Here is a 16,366-nt window from a genome sequence, read left to right as displayed (position 1 = left end):
GTCCTGCAACCGCATTGAAATTGAAGAGGATCTTTTATGCTCAAGGGTTTGAATGCCATCGTCACCGGCTCGACCAGCGGAATTGGCCTGGGCATCGCGAACGTGCTGGCGTCCAAGGGCGCTAACCTCGTCATCACCGGTTTCGGCGATGCCGACGCGATCGAGAAGGAGCGCGCCGGCCTGGCCGAGAAATACGGCGTCGAGGTCGTCTACAGCAATGCCGACATGTCGAAGCCCGATGAGGTCAAGGCGATGGTCGAACTGTGCGTCGAGAAGCTCGGCTCGGTCGACATCCTCGTCAACAATGCCGGCATCCAGCACACGGCTTCCGTCGAGGAATTTCCGGAAGAAAAATGGCACCAGGTGATCGCGATCAACCTGTCGGGCATCTTCTTCGCCATCCAGGCCGCGCTGCCGCACATGAAAAAGAAGGGCTTCGGCCGCATCATCAATATCGGATCGGTTCACGGCCTGATCGCCAGCAAGCACAAGGCGGCCTATGTCGCCGCCAAGCACGGCGTGGTGGGCCTTTCCAAGGTGGTCGCGCTGGAAAACGCCGGCACCGGCATCACCAGCAACACCATCTGCCCCGGCTGGGTCCACACCCCTCTGGTGCAAAAGCAGATCGAGGCGATGGCCGAGGAACAGGGCATCAGCGTCGAGGCCGCGACCGAAAAGCTGCTGATCGAAAAGCAGCCGAGCAAGCAGTTCGCCACCCCCGAACAGATGGGCGAACTCGCCGCGTTCCTCTCGAGCGAGGCCGCAGCGCAAATCACTGGCACCGCGATCCCTGTGGATGGCGGCTGGACCGCGCAATGATGCGATAATGGTGGCGGGGCCTCCGCTGCGGACATTTCGAAACATCGGAACGGCGGGGCGTAAGCTCCGCCATTTTTCGTTAGCGCGTCCAGTGGTAAACTGTGTGCGAACCTACACGGAGTAGTTGAGATGACGAGGGCATCCTATCCGCTGAAACTTCCGGCTTCGATCAAGGATGCGGCGGCACGACTGGCGAAGGAAGATGGCGTGTCGCTCAACCAATGGATTTCATTCGCGGTCGCGCAAAAGATTGGCGCTGTGGAAACGGCGGCTGAGTTTCTGAAGCAACGTGCCGGGTCGCCAAAGCCCTCTGACATGCTGCCTTTCCTGGATCGGGCAGGAATCGAGCCACCGCCTCCGGGAGACCAGATCGAACCATGATCTAAGCTTCGCAAGATAATCACCCCACCGGTGCCCGCCTTCGATAGCCCAGCGCCCCCGCCACTTGCACCCGGCCAACCGTCTCCGCGCGGCCCAAGATTCGTGATTTGTGTAACCACACTTAGCGCCGGCACGGCCGAACCGACCACCGACCAGTGTCCCCGCAGCACCCACTACATGTTATTTGAACGCTTCCGGCGTTTTGGAGCAAATATGCGAAAGCAATACCTGTGTTACCACATGCGGCTACACATGCCTGCGTCAGCGTTAACGTCGCTCAAAGTAGGAGCTAGTGCACCTCAAGCTCAAATGGATTATCATAGCCTTCCTCACCTTCATCAACGATGAAACCGGGATGGATGCTCGCTTTAAATGGTTGTCCACTATCGGCGACATCAATACCTATGACGAAGACACGCTTTCTAGAGAAGTGGATAGTGGTGGTATAGCATATACAACCTTGCATCCATCCGCGCTTATTGGCAACAACTTGCAGATTTTCAGACAATGAAAAAGATTCTCCTCCACTGATCATCATCTGATAGCTTAAACGATCTTCGCCCTCCATCTCTACCCAATTTATTATAGCAGGTGATCTCCCAACGTTACGGACTAGAATTTTAAAATAAACATACCATAAATCATTTATTTTTATGAATTTAGGTTGCTCAGAAAATCGTACATCAATGCCTGCATTTTCAAAAGCGATGAACGCGTCATAGGACTTTGAAGAGGCAGTAGCAGCTTTTCTGGTCTCTTCAAATGTCGTCCAAATCAGATAGACACCAATACCACTGAGCGAGACGCCGAAGATCGCAGCGTACCCCATTACGATCGTCCAAATGGCCATTGAACGCTGACTATAAAGGTCATACTCTTTGCGCTGACCTTCTCGGGCGATCTCTTGGGCTATGTTAACGCAATTCGCCTTGGCTTGCCGTGTTAGAGATATGCAGGTCTGACTTATCCGCTTATCGGCATCCCGGCGATACTGCTCGGCATGAACGGATGCGGTCTTATGATGACGCGATTGCTCAGAGTGCGCCAAAATTACAGCGCACAAGGCAATAAGCATCGCAACCCAAAACCAGATCCCTAGGGCGGCTTGATTCACTCCATCACGATTGCTTCGATGCATTGGATCATGGTCACCGATGTAAATCTATGTCGTCTTACTTGTTACCGATATTCGGCTGGGAGTCTATAAAGCCTACGTCAGTTATCTCCCCCTCTCACCCCACCGGTGCCCGTCTGCGATAACTCAGCGCCTCCGCAACATGCACCCGGCCCACCGTTTCCGCGCCGCTAAGGTCCGCGATCGTGCGGGCGACCCTCAGCACCCGCGTATACCCGCGCGCCGACAGGCGCATCGCTTCGGCGGCGCGGGCGAGGAGCTGGCGCGCGGGTTCGTCCGGCGTCGCGAAGCGTTCGAGGGCTTCTCCGTCGATCTCGGCATTGGTGCGGGCCTTTATGTCCTGGTAGCGCGCGGTCTGGAGGGCGCGGGCGGCGGCGACTCTGGCCGCGACGTCTTTCGAGCCTTCGGCGGGCGGGGGAAGGGTGAGGTCGGCGGCGGTGACGGCCTCGACCTCGACATGCAGGTCGATGCGGTCGAGCAGCGGGCCGGACACCTTGGCCTGATAGTCTGCCGCGCATCGGGGCGCGCGCGAGCAGCCGAGCGCAGGATCGCCCAGATGGCCGCAGCGGCACGGGTTCATCGCCGCGATCATCTGCACCCGCGCCGGAAAGGTGACATGCGCATTGGCGCGCGCGACGCTGACCTCTCCCGTTTCCAGCGGCTGGCGCAGCGAATCGAGCACGGTGCGCTGGAATTCGGGCAGTTCGTCGAGGAACAATACGCCCAGATGCGCCATCGACACCTCGCCGGGGCGGACCTTCAATCCGCCACCGACGAGCGCTGCCATCGAAGCGCTGTGGTGCGGCGCACGGAAGGGCCGTGCGCGGCTGATCCGGCCATCGACCAGGGTGCCCGCGACGCTCGCCACCATCGAGACTTCCAGCGCCTCCTGCGGGGTCAGCGGCGGCAATATGCCCGGCAGGCACGATGCCATCAGCGACTTGCCCGCGCCGGGCGGGCCGACCATCACAAGATTGTGTCAAGGTACACCTTGTGGTAGAAGAGGCGATATGGAAGCGATCATTTATGTCCGTTGGTCCAATGACGAGCAGTCAAAGGGTCATTCTCAAGAGCGTCAACTGAGCATGTGTCGAGAGCATGCCCGGTGCCGAGGGTGGTCGATTCTTGATGAGGTAATTGAAGATGGGCAGTCAGCGTTCACCGGTGGCCATCTAAAGTCCGGCAAACTCGGCAACTTGCAGAGGGACTTCGAGAGCGACCGTTATCCGGATGGCATCATCCTACTGGTCGAACGGCTCGACAGGCTGTCGCGCGAAGCCCCAGGCCAGTTCTTCCTCTGGCTAAGCGCAATGACCGCAAAAGGCGTAACGATCGCTACTGTGGATGGTGCAAGGACCTACAGTGGCACCCTCGATATGCCTGCAATCATCGAAGTCATTGTTAAGGCGTCCTTAGCCAACGAAGAATCAATGGCAAAAAGTAGCCGCGTTGCATCCGCGTGGGCAGGAAAAAGGGCTCGTTTGGCAGCTGGAGACCGACGGGCATTGACCACTCGCGTTCCGGCTTGGCTCACGGTCACGGACGATCGCACCATATCCGTCCAGCCAGAGCGCGCAGCAATCGTAAAGCGCATTTTTGAGGAGACGGTTCAAGGCATCGGCAAGCATACAATTGCACGTAGCCTTAACCAAGATCGCATCCCGACGTTCGGTCGTTCCACGGCTTGGCATGCTTCATATATTCAGAAAATCCTCAGCAGCCCGGCTGTCATCGGTGAGTTTCAACCTGGCGTAAAGCCCCGTGGCGCGCAACGCCAAACAGTCGATCTGCCCATTCAGAACTATTACCCGGCAGTAATCGACGCCGATCTTTACGCTAGGGCAAGGATAAGCATGCAATCTCGCTCGCGCAAATCCCAAGGACGCGGTCGCAGAATTGCGAATCTCTTCTCTGGATTGGGGCGATGCCATACGTGTGAAGGAAAAATGACACTTCGCAGCAAGGGCATGCGTATTCTTGCAGACGGAAGCACCTGCTATGAAGATTATCTTGTCTGCGATAATATGCAGCGCGGCATTATAAGAGAAAACGGAAAGAAATGCCCAAATAATGTTAAGTATAATTATGCAATCATTGAAAATGCAGTTCTAGACGCAATTTTGGAGGATGCGGTCGATGACACGCATTTTGCTGACGGTTCTCTAGCGCACCAACTCTCCATCGAAAAGGCGAAATTATTGCTCATATTAGAGCGGTTAGAAAAAAAGGCCAAGTCAACACTTGATTTGCTGGGTGAAGATGATGATGATGAATATACAAAGTCTGTTTATCGGGAGGTGAGGAGTGAGCAAAAAACGATTAGGCTAGAAATTGATCATTTATCTGAGAGGATCACCGAGGCAAAAGGTCGAGTATCTCCTGAAGAGCATACTGCTCGTATTATTTCACTTCGAGCGGCCATGCTTAGTAATGACGAGGATGAAAGATTTCATGCAAGATCGACCGTTAGAATTGCGATTTCTGAACTTATTAGAGAAATGCGATTTCACCGCAAAGGCCCTCGTGTTGGATTGATGCTACTAAATGGTGCTCGCAACATAACATTTACTGCGGACGTTGGCCGCATGACACTTGATATCGCCCCCGCTGAAATTAACATACCAGAGCCGGGCCTTTCTGATCGCCAGGTGCGTGGCCGGGACCGCGTCTTAAAGTCCAACCTGTCGAGGCGGCGCTCCGAATCCGGCTCAATATAGTTCATCCAAGCGGCCCGAAGCGCCGCTGGCGCATGCCCCAATCAGCGAACTTCCCTAGGCAAGCATAGACACGCCACGCCAACCGCAAGATTCAACCGCGAGTTGAAAATGGCGTTACTGACGCCTGTGCGTTATTTCGCTTCCCCGCTTTTGCGGAATGGTGTATGCCGTCTCTCGCCACAGGAGGTTTAGGGTATGGATAATGACATCGTTGCAAAGATGCGAGCTGAAGAAGCCGATCTGACGCGGAAGTTGAAAGCCGTGCGCGACTTCTTGGCGGCGTATGGTGAGACGCCGAGCGCAGAGGCTAATTCACCTGTACGCGGCAGTAGGCCTCAGTCCGTCGGACGGGAAAAGGTCGAGATCACCAGTTTCACTGAGCAAACGCGCAGGTCTGTGGTTTTGGCCATGCAAGCCATGACCACAACCAATGCACTCATGAAGACAAAGGACTTGGTGGCTTTTGTAGAAGCTATGGGCCACACGATCACCGGCCAGAATAAAGTGAATGCTCTGGGGGCGTTGCTCGCCCGCAGCATCGATATCCAAGGACACGGAAAATCGGGATGGTCGCTTGTGAACCGAGACAGGGCGCTCGAGATCGTAAGCAAATACGTCCTGCAAGAGAATGAGCCGGTAAGCAATGATGCCACCGGCTCAGACGCTGGCGGTTGGGGTGCGCCAACACCCTCACCGTCATTGGTTCACTCAAGCTGGGGCCGGACAGCCTAGAAAGAGAGAAACCCTATGTGGCAAGCCGCCTTAAGACAATGATCTAGGCCGCTGCGCCTATTGCTTACGCGATAGGCGCAGATTGGCTAGCAAAATCCAACGGACTCGTCTAGTCGGTTTGCGTGCTTCAACGCTTTCCGAAAGGGGTTCATATGTCCATCACCCCCATGCGTCGTGGGAAAACGGAGTCCCCGGCGCGGCGTATAAGGAACCATAGAGTGTATGCAATCGCATACGATCTGAATGCTGAGGCAGCCATTCGGCATGGAGCATACGACAAGATTGCGCGTGTTCTGGCCAGTCATGGCTTCAGCCGCCAGCAGGGTTCGGTTTTCTATGGCACCATTGAAACGCAGGCTTCGGACTGCTTCATGGCTGTCATGGAGGTTCACCGGAAGTACCCTTGGTTCTGGGAAGTTGTCCGCGATATGCGCATGCTGCGCATTGACGAGAATGACGATTTGCTCAGGGTAGTGCCTAGGGAACTTCGCTTCGATAAAGGCGAGGCAGCTTGATGGATGCGCCCGAGCGTTAAACGCTTTCGCGGAACAGCGCACGGGCGCATTCAAAGGTTAATCGATCAGGGGAAACACGGTCAGCTCGGCAAATCCGCTACCTGACAGTCAGCAGCCTCACGTCGCCGATGAAGCTTTCTAGTGTCTGGAGGTGAGGCCGTACATCTCTGGGATATGTGCCAATGATATCCGTCGGCACAACGAGCTGTACGCCCGCGTTGGTCATTTCACGAAATTGTGGCTCTGACACCCCTTCCTGTAGCGTCAGCAAATGCTTCGCGGGAATGCGGTCGGCTTCGTTCAAAATTTGGCGCCAGCGATCCTTGCAAGTTGTCTTGACGGCTAACATTCTGAGCCGATCGGCAGGGAAATTGGCATCGCGATACGCGTCCGCAGACGGAAAAAGAAAGTCAGGCCGCTTCCCTCGTTCTGATTCGGGTTGGTGAGCAAAGTGGGTGCCCTCTACCAGCCGCTCCTCTAGGAAGATCGCGCGGGCATGTAGCTCTAGCGATCGTCCGGACCTGGCCTTCCGCCGCTGGAGGATAGTCTGGGCGCGTGCGATGAATTCATCCACAGTGGCGAAACCGGCTTGAATGAATGGTAGCTCGATCGCTCGCTCTACACTGCGAAAAATTTCGAACTCGCACTCTCGGCGTCGTATCAACCGTTTATCAGGATCAAGGGCCGCATCTGCGCGCAGTTCGACCGCCTTGTTGATTATGTCAGCACCGGAAGGGAATTTTGCGCGCCATTGAGCGGGAATTTCGTTATCGTCCAGCCAGCAGTTCGCTCGCACAGGCGGCATCTGTAACAGGTGTAGCAAGCCAGGTTGGGCTGGAGGCCACAAAAGCCATTTGCCGGGTTCAACTGGGCCAACGCGATCCTCGACCAAATCCTCTTCTGTTTCGTGTCGGCAAACCCAGACATGGCAGTCGGGCATTCTAGGTGGATTGATCTGATTGAAGGCAAAAACCGTTAGTGCGCCCGTGCTCTCTGGATCGAGGAGGGCCGATGCTTGGCCGCCTAAGTTGGTCAGTCGCGTTTCATTGCGGCCGCCCTGCGGCTTGTCGTGCAATTTGTTGTTATACCAGACAGCCCGAACCCGTTTAAGGTCTGAGTGGGAGTCGACATAGAGGTCGAACCACACATCCGGGTTCTTCACAGCTGGCTGGTTCAAGGCAGGGTAGAGATCGAAAAGGACCTCCCGTGGCACGTAAGGTCCAGCTTGATTACTGCCGTTTGCAAGTGTGTCATTGGCTGAGAGACGCTTTACATACCACACGAACCCGGGCCCGCCGTATTCGTCTAACCATTCGACGAGATCACCTACCGGCACGATCTGTCCCCCTCGATTTCTCCCTTGCGCAGATTGGACTGAAGCCAGTCAGCAGCAAGTTGTGTAACGCTTTCAACACCAAGACGGCCACGGCCCTTCATCGAGCATTCCCAGATTTTCAACACTCGCCAGCCAGAAAGGTCAAGCGCGGTCTCAACTTCCGCGTCGCGCTCTCGATTGCGGCCGATCTTTTGCCGCCAGAAGTCCTGCCGCGTGCTCGGCCATCGGAAAAGCGGGCAATCATGGCCGTGCCAAAAACAGCCGTGAACGAAGATGACGGCACTCCAGCGGGGCAGCACAATATCTGGTCGTCCTGGCAATCCGGGACGGTGTAGCCGAAACCGAAAACCGGCCGCGTGCAGTCCTCGCCTCACAGCCAGCTCCGGCTTGGTGTTCTTGCCCCTGATGCCAGCCATCATGCGGCTCCGCGTAGCGGCATCGACCAAATCACCCGGCAAGAGCCAGCTTTCGTTGGAGCCGTTCCGGTTCAATATTGGCGTTATCAACCAGCCACGGCAGCATATGCTCAGCGACTGCTTTAACGACTGGAACAACGACGGCGTTACCAAATTGGCGATAAGCTTGGGTGTCAGACACAGGGATAATGAAATTGCGCTCTCCCGGTCCATCAAAACCCATCAACCGTGAGCATTCGCGTGGGGTCAGGCGACGGGGGTTCTTCCCCTTCTGCTCAACCAAAATTTCTGAGCCGTCCTTGTAATAGCGCGCAGACAGCGTGCGTGCCACGTCCGTGGGTCCGACCAGTCCAAAGCCGAAGCCATTTCCAGCTGCCCTGTGTTTCTCCGCATATCCTTGGAGGTAACTCCAAAGGTGATCGGTAAGGGTGTACTTGTCCGAGACAGCCCCAATGTTCCCACGTGTGTAGGGAGGGTCTAGGTCCTCCGTGCCGTCTTGAGGATGCAGTATTGATCCAAGCTTGGGTCCGTTAATCAGATCGGGCAGCACGAGATCGGCAAAGGTGAAGTCGTTGGGATCGCGAAAGCCAACAATGAAGATGCGCTCACGCTGTTGAGGAACGAATGCCTTGGAGTTGATGACCTTCCAGTGGACCTGATAGCCTAGCTCACCCGCTAGCGTGCGATGGATCACCTCAAAAGTCCGACCTCGGTCATGGTTGACCAGATTTTTGACGTTCTCCAGCAAAAACGCCTTTGGTCGGTGGTGTTTGATGATATTGGCAACGTTAAAGAACAGGGTGCCCTGTGTCTCGTCGGCAAACCCATGCGGCCGATTGAGCGCGTTCTTCTTCGACACGCCAGCAATCGAGAATGGCTGGCACGGAAAACCGGCCAATAGCAAATCGTGCTCTGGTATGTTCTCGACAGCTACCTGCGTGATGTCACCGGTGACCTCATGCTCGCAATCGTAGTTGGCAAGGTAGGTCTGCAGAGAATAGCGATCCCACTCACTAGTGAAAACGCATTCTCCCCACTCGTCGAAACCCCTGCGAAGTCCGCCGATCCCCGCGAATAGGTCGATAAAACGAAACGCCTTTCCGTGCGGTTTTGCCGCTCGGCTTTCCCGAATCATGCCGTTTAGCAGTTTGACGGCCGCACTACGGGGCGGCACGTCACCGCGTTCCCAACGATAGACCGTGCGACGAGAAAAACCCGAAGTCTCGGCGAATGCCTCCACGCTTATCCCGGCGCTGCTACGAAGGCGAGAAAACTCAGACACTTTTGGACGCAAGAGACACCTCTGGGAAATTTTGTGCCACCATGTCGTAAGTGTTCCCTTTTTGCAAGAACAAAAAGCGAAAATAGTCGACTTTGGTCACCGGGGGTGAACGGCGTCGCCGACATTAAATCTCTAGCTCGGCGCTCCGGGCTGTAATAGGGCTTGCCATGGCGAATGTAGCTCTGTTGCGGCCATGCGGCTCATCCAGTGCTGCAATTTTCGAGCCGTCGCGGTAATCAATGGCACAAGCCAAGCTTTCGGAGTCGTCCGTGTAGATGGCTGCATACCGTTTAGCGCGGGACACTGCCACGTAAGCAAGGCTGGCATCGACATTGTGACGGAAGCTTTCCAAATGTGCCATCACCCGCTCACAAGTGACGCCTTGTGCTGAATGGACGGTTTGAACCCAAGCAGGACGAATGTGGCGGTCGCGGACTGTGGCCATGTCAAGTTGCTGACGCTTCCCACCCTTCAGGCGAACGGTGACAATGGCGTTATCGAAATCGATGGCGAGAACCTCAGCTGTGCGGCCATTGAGGCGCTTTGCAGCATAATCGTTACGAGTGAACTGAATGCGATCACCAGTGCGAAGCTCTTGGGCTATCTCTGTATATATGTCGGCTTCGACACTACCGCTGGCGGCGGGAGACCAGAGCATTGGCTTACCACCGGGATCAAGGAGCTTCAACGTGCCAGTTTCCGCGTTGACCTGTTCGACGCGGTAGCCAGTGTTGCGACGTGGAGTGCCATCCTCGCCGCCCTTGCGAAAAATGATAATGTTGCCCGGACGATAATTGGCGGCATGGGCACGCGCAGCCTCAGTAAAACCAAGTGATTCCAACATGGGGACTATAATTGCACGCTTGCCCAGCGTTCCGTCGCTAACCAGTTCGGTGCGGATAGCGTCTGTGAGTGCTTGACGCCCTTCACGGGTCGGATCGAGGATGAGAGTCCGCGCGCGTTCTTGCGGCGCTAAGCGGGCAAAGTCGCGAGCGAGCCTTAATCGACGCTCGTGATGGTCAGCGCATGAAATGACCTCGCCCCCACCTTCGTTGAGTGCCGCGAACGCGGTCGTGGCATCACCCGCGAGCAGCGATTCAACAGCGCATTTGGTTTTGGCATTGGATTGACGGACGATCTCGGCAAGCTTGGCGGTCTGCATGCCCGCCTCTTGAAGCTGAGCGAATGCCCGACCGGCCGCAACGCTGCCAAGTTGCTGCACGTCACCGACTAGAACGATGCGCGCGCCCTGCGATTGTGCGTGCGCAAGAAGTTCTTCAGTGTCACGAGCACCCGTCATGCTGGCTTCATCGACGATCCAGACCTCGGGTTTTCGTTCACCGCCTACCATACCAGGTGCAGCCGTGAGCATGAGTTTGACGGTCAATGGTTGAGCGCCGATTGCTTGTGCCAATTCATCAGCAGCCGTTGCTGTCGGCGCTAGCGCACGCACGATAAACCCTTGCGATTTTGCCGCCTCGGAATAGACGCGCAAAACAGTTGTCGTTTTTGCAGTGCCGGCGCTGCCTTGTACACCGACAACTCTATTGCGAGAAGTTAGCAACGCCTTGGTGGCACAACGCTGCCCTTCGGTCCACTTGTGACCGTTCTTCGCAGACACAGTCTCCGCCTTAGCTACCGTGTAGCGCGCGACATAATCATCACATATCGGATGAAGGGCGCCTCGACCAGCACGCTCCAGGTTTAGCATCCGTTCTTCGGTCGCAATGGCTTCGGGGGTGGTGAAGCCTACGACGCCCCGCGCCATCCGTGGAGCATCCCGGATAACAAGCTCGTGACGCCGTTTAGCGCGAGATATTGCAGCCACGATGTCGCTAGGGAAGACCTTGCCGCAGGCATAGTTGCCCGCTTCACGCTCAAGGACGGCAGAGGCGAACACGGCGTCATGCTCGCTGATATGGGCCTTGGCGTATGCAACGGCCTGGTCGGCGAGGCGCATCCTATTTCTGGCGCTAGGGGCAGTCTCAGCCCTTGCTTCGGCCTCGTTCAGAAGAGTGCGGCGGACATCTTCGGTAAAGCCTAGCTGATCGGCGCGCATGCGCCACGCGGTTCTAAGCAGTTGGTGATCCACGGCCTCCTTCGGATTGCGGGTGTCGAGTGCGATCACGGCCTTTTCGGCCGCCGTAGCATCGGCCCTGGTCAGGCCTCGCGCGGCAAGCGCCGCCTCGATCTGGTTGGAGCGGTTCGCGAAGGCTTCGATGACCTCGGGAGCAATGCCATCAAGTTCGAAGAGACCATTATTTCCAGTTAGATGGACCGTGTAGCCCAGTCGCTGCACCTCAGCCGCCAGATGTTGATGATATATGGCACCAACAGCCATCTGGAGCGCATAGAGCGGCTGCGTTTCGAGGCTGCGCCATGTTTTGTTTTCGTCGCACGTGGCGTTGAGGATGACGCAATGAGTGTGAACCTGTGGGTCCGGCAATTTCTCTGTTTCGCGGGCGGTAAAGTGCGGGAAAGTAGCAACGGCGAAAGTTCCGGTCGCTACCCGTTCGCCTATATTGCTTCTGTCGCTTTGGCGGATTCGGGTAACGGCCGCGTGCCTTTCGGCGTAGTCGAGCGCTGCGCGCACTGCACGGTCATGGGCATCAAGCAACCGACGGTCGCCAACGACTAAGGCCGCGACTGACACAGATTTAGGTGCTGAGCAGGTCAGATCCCAACCCGGTCTATGTTGGCGCTGGCCGTCGCGACTGCTGCCGAGTACAGCGTTGTTTGGAAGCTTTCCCTCGAGCATCGCGGCGAACATCTCTGGCGTGACCTCGCCACGAAGCCCTAGCTTGGCTGCACCACGGCCATACCAAGCTGAGGGCGCCTTGCTATCGCCCACATAATAATCATCTGCCTCGTAATAGCCGATTGCGTCGCGGGAGCTCGTAAGATTTATGAGGGTGGCAACCATTACCGGGCACCTATGGTGAGCCAGTCATCCCGATCCTCAATGCGGGCAGGATTTGGAATTACATCCCCGAAAGTTCTGGTGACCTCAGAGGCCGCAGGGGATGTGGGCACCCATGCGGGTGCGATCGGCAATATGGTTGGGCCTGGCGCGATGGTAACCTTGGCGAGCGGAAAGCCAGAAAGGCGGAGAAATGCCTCACCTGTCCTGAGCTCCATGACTTCGCTATCGAGAATAAGGGCCTTTCGTTCGCGTTGCATGGCAAACGACCCACGATCGCCTTTGGCGTTGTCATCCAGCGACTCGGTTGTGCGCTGATTCTCAACCTCAACTTGACCACACAACTCTACCGCCCACGTCGCGGTTGGGTGGTCGCCCACGGACATGATCAACTGGGTCGCGGTCTGACCGGTTATGACATGTACACCCTCTGGGCCGTATTTGTCCCGAAGCTGCGCAACCGATTGGAAGGCTATGGTGATTGCGGCTCCAAATTTCCTGCCCTCGGGGAAAAGCGTCATCAGTGACGTAATCGGGGGCAGTGAAGGCAACTCATCCAAAATCAGCCATGCCCGGCAGGGGGCGTCGATGTCGCGCTGCAATATGGCGGATGCGGCAGCGTCGAGCCACGCCGTTACAACAGGCAGGCCAGCGTCGCGGTAGCGACGTGGAGCTGCAAGGAAAATAAATGGTTTTGGTCCGATGTGTTGATCGAGCGAAGCGTAGAAGGCATCAAAGCTGAAGGCTGGGGAGTCGCTTGGATGCTGCGCCAGCATCGCAACGATGCGAGCAGGCTGGCTCAGCATAAAGGCAACGCTAGAGGCTGCGCGTTCAGCTCCCGGCTCAAACGCACGTGCAGCCTCGGTTTTCGCGACGAGTTCCCTTAACGTGTCAACATTGGCAGCGGTCAGGGTGTTGGCAAGCTCGTCTAAATCAGTGCGGCCTTCGCGCACGAATCTGTAAATGATGCGGGCGATAACCGCGCGCGCCTGTTCATACCAGATGTCGTTGTCGCTGCGACCCTTGGGAACAGGGAGCAGGATGGCAGCCAGCCGATAGGCGTCTGCGGGATCGGCGATGTCCGCCAAAGGATTCCACCGCGCTGTCCTTGCATCCCAGACGTTGAGAATAATGTCGCCCCTCTCGGGGCGGTAGAAGCTGCGGATATATGAGCCATCGGGGTCATATATGAGCGCATGCTCGGCTCGTTCGGCGACCTGACTGATTAAATTGCGTAAAGCGGTGGTTTTGCCCGAACCCGATTTGCCGACCGCCAACAAATGCCGCGTTTCGCTCTCCAAAGGGATAGGCACTCCGCCTAACTCGATTGGTGGTGTATCGTTCTTCCTTGCCCATAGGAGCTGTTTGGCCAGTTCATTGGATTCAACGACGCAGTTGCCGCGCTTCACTTGATCGCGCGCCGCCTCTCGTGAAGCTTTGACCCACTGGCGAGCAATCAAGGCAGGAATTCCGGGCCCAAACAGAGCCATGAGCGGTAGGACGAAAAATGCGAGCCGGTAGAGAACTCTGATGGCCGCGGCCTGCTCCGGCGATTGTTGTACATCGACATGGTGCGGAGGGGTTTGCTGCCATTGCAGCATCATCGTAGGGTTCAAATACAATCTGGCCTGTTGGCGTAGCCAAGATTGCGTCAGCAGCCAGTCCTCGCCTCCGATGGTCGCCCAAGTTAGCGCAGTGCCGAGGGCAATGCCGCAGAATACCCCTAATACACCAATGCGAAGCAGAGTTAGGGTTGTGTTCGAGCGGTGTGCTTCAATAGCGCGACCTTGGCTCGCCTCAAGTGCTCGGCTCATGGCCGAACCACCTTGGCGACATTGGGAGCAAGCTGTTCGACGAACGTTAGCTGCTGATCCCGTGGCAGTGATTTGAGTGCGTATAGGCGCGAAGTTGCATATGCCGCAAATGCGTTCACAGCCGCGAGCTCGCTAGCTTCTTGGCACTCGTCGATCTTAACTGCGAGATGAGCTAGCGTATCCAAGATGCGATCTATTTGCGGGTCAATGGTTGGAACGATCTCCTGCCCCGCTGCTAGGGACGTCGCCAATAGATCGCGAAGAAACTCGGCTCGGCTCATATTGGCGCTATTGGCCCGCTGATCGATGGATTTGACGAGGGAGTGATCAAGTCGGACTTGAATGGGGACAGTAGTGGGCATGGTGTGGCTCGATATTTCAATAAATATGTCGTGTTTTCAGCTACTTACTCAAGGCGCATACAAATCGATACGCCTAAGCCACTGAAAACGCTTATTCTTTGGGGCTCGATTCGAGCGTGGGGTGTGCTCCTCATTCTAAGAATACACAGCGCCGCGCAGGACCAGCAGACGGTCATTCGGGAAGCAGCCTTGCGTCGAAGAACGTCGGTTCGCTCACTTCCTGGCGATGACGGTAATCGTTGTTGTTCCAAGGCTGCTGCGACATAAAATGAGTGTTCGTTGCGCCAGAGTTCGAGCGGTCATCCGTCGTCATATCATGACAGGACACTCGGCCGAGGAGGCCCATGACGGTCACGGCACGTCTGTACAGGCTGGCTCGATCTATAAAATACTCGGCCGGGTAACGATGGTGCGGCGGCTCAACGGTTAACCAGTAGCCCCACGTGCCATCCCGTAAAATGATCGTGCGATTCATAGACATTAGGACTGCTCCAGATTTGAGCCGAGCTTGATCGCTGCGACTCGCAGGTGTAGCAGTATGTCATATTACCATGTTATGCCCCCCGGCCGCGGCGATCTCGAGCGCGCGCTTGGCGGTCTCCTGCCCCTTGACCTGTTTGAGGTCGGGGCCGGGGACAGGCTCTTCGGCGATGCCGGGCTTGGGCGGGCTGAGGCGGCCGTTGCCCTTCAAATGGTTGAGCAGGGTGAGCAGGTCGGGCGCGGCAATCACGTCGATGCCGCCCGCCCAGGCGGCCTCCGCGCCCTGCGCCGCCGGGCAGATCAGACCCTTTCCGCAAGCCGAGGCGTGCAATGCCGCGAGCAGCACGCCCGGCGAAGCGGCAATGCGGCCGTCGAGCGCGAGTTCGCCCACCGCGACATATTCGCCGACCAACTCGGCATCGATGATCCCCATCGCTGCGAGCAGCGCGAGCGAGATCGGCAGGTCGTAATGCGACCCTTCCTTGGGCAGGTCCGCTGGCGAGAGGTTCACGGTGATGCGCTTCGGGGGAAGCGAGAGGCCGAGCGAGGCGATCGCGGCGCGCACCCGCTCGCGGCTTTCGCCCACCGCCTTGTCGGGCAGGCCGACCACCGCGATGCCCTTGTTCATGCCGGGCGAAATCTGCACCTGTGCCTCGACGCTGCGCGCCTCGAGCCCCAGATAGGCGACGGTCTGGACGATGGCGACCATGCGCTGCCCCCTGTTTGTTCCAGAGGCGAGACTGGCGCGACGCTATCTTCGAGTCGAGCGGAATCGGCGGAATTGCTTCATTCCGGATGCAATTCCACCTTTTCGGGCAACGGAAACAGGGTGAGAAAACGGACGATCAGCTGGGGGTCGCCCGTGACGGTCAGCTGTCCACCGCTTTGCAACTCGGCAAGCGGAACCCCGCCATAGACTGCGCCCGCCAGCGCATGCGGCGTGCCGGTAAAGACGAGGTCGCAGCCCTCAGCCTCGCCGCGTGCGATCGCGATGCCGGTGCGGTCAAGCTCGCCGACATAGGTCATGTCGCCAAACACGAAGCCGGCGCGAATGGCCAGGTCTCCGACCCGCGCGCGGTCGATCATCGTGCGGAAGGAGAGCATCACCGAAACCCCGCTGATCGGCAGGGTCGGATCGTGCCAAGGCGATCGTGCCGCCCAGCGGCCGAGCATCTGCACCAAAGGTTCGGCCTCATAGCCCCAGGGGGTCAGCTCATAAACTTGGGCGGAGGCGGGCGGCGGCAGGCGGCGGCGGACGAGCAGATGCTTTTCCTCCAGCCCCTCGAGCCTTTGGGTCAGCACATTGGCGCTGATGCCGGGAAGGTCGGCGCGCAGCTCGCTGAACCGGCGCGGCCCGAGCATCAGCTCGCGCATCACCAGCAGCGCCCAGCGCTCGCCGATCAGTTCCAGCGCATGCGCGGTGCCGCACGCATCGTCATACAGCCGCTTTGGCAATG

The 16,366-nt window shown here is 57.3% G+C and carries 14 protein-coding genes and 2 pseudogenes; 5 read left to right on the top strand and 11 right to left on the bottom strand.

Going from position 1 to position 16,366, the window contains the following annotated elements; all coding sequences use genetic code 11:
* Positions 1 to 36: 36 nt before the first annotated feature.
* On the top strand, positions 37 to 819 hold the full coding sequence (locus tag AX725_RS18305; RefSeq protein ID WP_060977398.1) for a 3-hydroxybutyrate dehydrogenase: 783 nt from the start codon (positions 37 to 39) through the stop codon (positions 817 to 819).
* A 129-nt stretch (positions 820 to 948) separates the two neighbouring features.
* Positions 949 to 1,200, top strand: coding sequence for a hypothetical protein (locus AX725_RS18300; RefSeq protein WP_060977397.1), 252 nt, complete (start codon positions 949 to 951; stop codon positions 1,198 to 1,200).
* A gap of 289 nt (positions 1,201 to 1,489) precedes the next feature.
* On the opposite strand, the gene AX725_RS21060 is transcribed toward AX725_RS18300, so the two are convergent.
* Together AX725_RS21060 and AX725_RS18295 are read right to left on the bottom strand one after the other, a co-directional pair.
* Complete coding sequence (locus AX725_RS21060) at positions 1,490 to 2,314, bottom strand: hypothetical protein (protein WP_155645708.1); 825 nt, start codon at positions 2,312 to 2,314, stop codon at positions 1,490 to 1,492.
* A gap of 118 nt (positions 2,315 to 2,432) precedes the next feature.
* Positions 2,433 to 3,314 (bottom strand): annotated as a pseudogene (locus AX725_RS18295) (YifB family Mg chelatase-like AAA ATPase); the annotation flags it as partial.
* Between the two features lie 31 nt (positions 3,315 to 3,345).
* Between AX725_RS18295 and AX725_RS21055 the strand changes: the two are divergent.
* From AX725_RS21055 to cas2, 3 genes are all read left to right on the top strand, one after another.
* Positions 3,346 to 5,052, top strand: a complete 1,707-nt coding sequence (locus AX725_RS21055; RefSeq protein ID WP_196490385.1) for a recombinase family protein — start codon at positions 3,346 to 3,348, stop codon at positions 5,050 to 5,052.
* Between the two features lie 195 nt (positions 5,053 to 5,247).
* Complete coding sequence (locus tag AX725_RS18290) at positions 5,248 to 5,784, top strand: hypothetical protein (RefSeq protein WP_066114610.1); 537 nt, start codon at positions 5,248 to 5,250, stop codon at positions 5,782 to 5,784.
* 218 nt (positions 5,785 to 6,002) lie between these two features.
* Positions 6,003 to 6,299 (top strand): CRISPR-associated endonuclease Cas2, encoded by a 297-nt coding sequence (gene cas2, locus AX725_RS18285; RefSeq protein ID WP_081096901.1) that lies wholly within the window; start codon positions 6,003 to 6,005, stop codon positions 6,297 to 6,299.
* 97 nt (positions 6,300 to 6,396) lie between these two features.
* Here the strand turns inward: cas2 and AX725_RS20680 are convergent, their stop codons facing one another.
* From AX725_RS20680 to AX725_RS18250, 9 genes and pseudogenes are all read right to left on the bottom strand, one after another.
* Positions 6,397 to 7,635: a type II restriction endonuclease gene (locus tag AX725_RS20680; RefSeq protein ID WP_082737501.1), complete on the bottom strand. Its 1,239-nt coding sequence runs from the start codon at positions 7,633 to 7,635 to the stop codon at positions 6,397 to 6,399.
* Complete coding sequence (locus AX725_RS20675) at positions 7,626 to 8,081, bottom strand: very short patch repair endonuclease (RefSeq protein WP_353611932.1); 456 nt, start codon at positions 8,079 to 8,081, stop codon at positions 7,626 to 7,628. Before AX725_RS20675 ends, AX725_RS20680 begins: the two co-directional genes overlap by 10 nt.
* Position 8,082: 1 nt before the next feature.
* Positions 8,083 to 9,291, bottom strand: a complete 1,209-nt coding sequence (gene dcm / locus AX725_RS18275) for a DNA (cytosine-5-)-methyltransferase (protein ID WP_081096880.1) — start codon at positions 9,289 to 9,291, stop codon at positions 8,083 to 8,085.
* A 166-nt stretch (positions 9,292 to 9,457) separates the two neighbouring features.
* The gene (gene mobF, locus AX725_RS18270) at positions 9,458 to 12,256 is read right to left on the bottom strand and encodes a MobF family relaxase (protein ID WP_066114616.1); all 2,799 of its coding nucleotides are present in this window, start codon (positions 12,254 to 12,256) and stop codon (positions 9,458 to 9,460) included.
* On the bottom strand, positions 12,256 to 14,067 hold the full coding sequence (locus tag AX725_RS18265; RefSeq protein ID WP_066114618.1) for a type IV secretion system DNA-binding domain-containing protein: 1,812 nt from the start codon (positions 14,065 to 14,067) through the stop codon (positions 12,256 to 12,258). Before AX725_RS18265 ends, mobF begins: the two co-directional genes overlap by 1 nt.
* Positions 14,064 to 14,429: a ribbon-helix-helix protein, CopG family gene (locus AX725_RS21725; RefSeq protein ID WP_066114620.1), complete on the bottom strand. Its 366-nt coding sequence runs from the start codon at positions 14,427 to 14,429 to the stop codon at positions 14,064 to 14,066. The genes AX725_RS18265 and AX725_RS21725 overlap by 4 nt, the downstream gene beginning before the upstream one ends.
* A gap of 172 nt (positions 14,430 to 14,601) precedes the next feature.
* Positions 14,602 to 14,904 carry a hypothetical protein gene (locus tag AX725_RS21050; protein ID WP_155645856.1) on the bottom strand — a complete coding sequence of 101 codons (303 nt, stop codon included), beginning with the start codon at positions 14,902 to 14,904 and terminating at the stop codon, positions 14,602 to 14,604.
* 69 nt (positions 14,905 to 14,973) lie between these two features.
* Positions 14,974 to 15,618: pseudogene (locus AX725_RS18255) on the bottom strand (magnesium chelatase domain-containing protein); the annotation flags it as partial.
* Positions 15,619 to 15,695: 77 nt separating this feature from the next.
* On the bottom strand, positions 15,696 to 16,364 hold the full coding sequence (locus AX725_RS18250) for a winged helix-turn-helix transcriptional regulator (protein ID WP_230962426.1): 669 nt from the start codon (positions 16,362 to 16,364) through the stop codon (positions 15,696 to 15,698).
* Between the last annotated feature and the right edge of the window lie 2 nt (positions 16,365 to 16,366).

Source organism: Blastomonas sp. CCH9-A1, assembly GCF_001557175.1.
Classification (GTDB): Bacteria; Pseudomonadota; Alphaproteobacteria; order Sphingomonadales; family Sphingomonadaceae; genus Blastomonas; species Blastomonas delafieldii_A.
Note: the sequence above shows the minus strand (reverse complement) of the source record. Positions and strands in the feature narration are given on the sequence as shown.

Coding starts and splice junctions, on each gene's coding strand:
- AX725_RS18305 (WP_060977398.1), top strand. CDS start 37: ATGCTCAAGGGTTTGAATGCCATCGTCACCGGCTCGACCAGCGGAATT.
- AX725_RS18265 (WP_066114618.1), bottom strand. CDS start 14,067: ATGAGCCGAGCACTTGAGGCGAGCCAAGGTCGCGCTATTGAAGCACAC.
- AX725_RS21055 (WP_196490385.1), top strand. CDS start 3,346: ATGGAAGCGATCATTTATGTCCGTTGGTCCAATGACGAGCAGTCAAAG.
- mobF (WP_066114616.1), bottom strand. CDS start 12,256: ATGGTTGCCACCCTCATAAATCTTACGAGCTCCCGCGACGCAATCGGC.
- AX725_RS21725 (WP_066114620.1), bottom strand. CDS start 14,429: ATGCCCACTACTGTCCCCATTCAAGTCCGACTTGATCACTCCCTCGTC.
- AX725_RS18290 (WP_066114610.1), top strand. CDS start 5,248: ATGGATAATGACATCGTTGCAAAGATGCGAGCTGAAGAAGCCGATCTG.
- AX725_RS21050 (WP_155645856.1), bottom strand. CDS start 14,904: ATGAATCGCACGATCATTTTACGGGATGGCACGTGGGGCTACTGGTTA.
- AX725_RS18300 (WP_060977397.1), top strand. CDS start 949: ATGACGAGGGCATCCTATCCGCTGAAACTTCCGGCTTCGATCAAGGAT.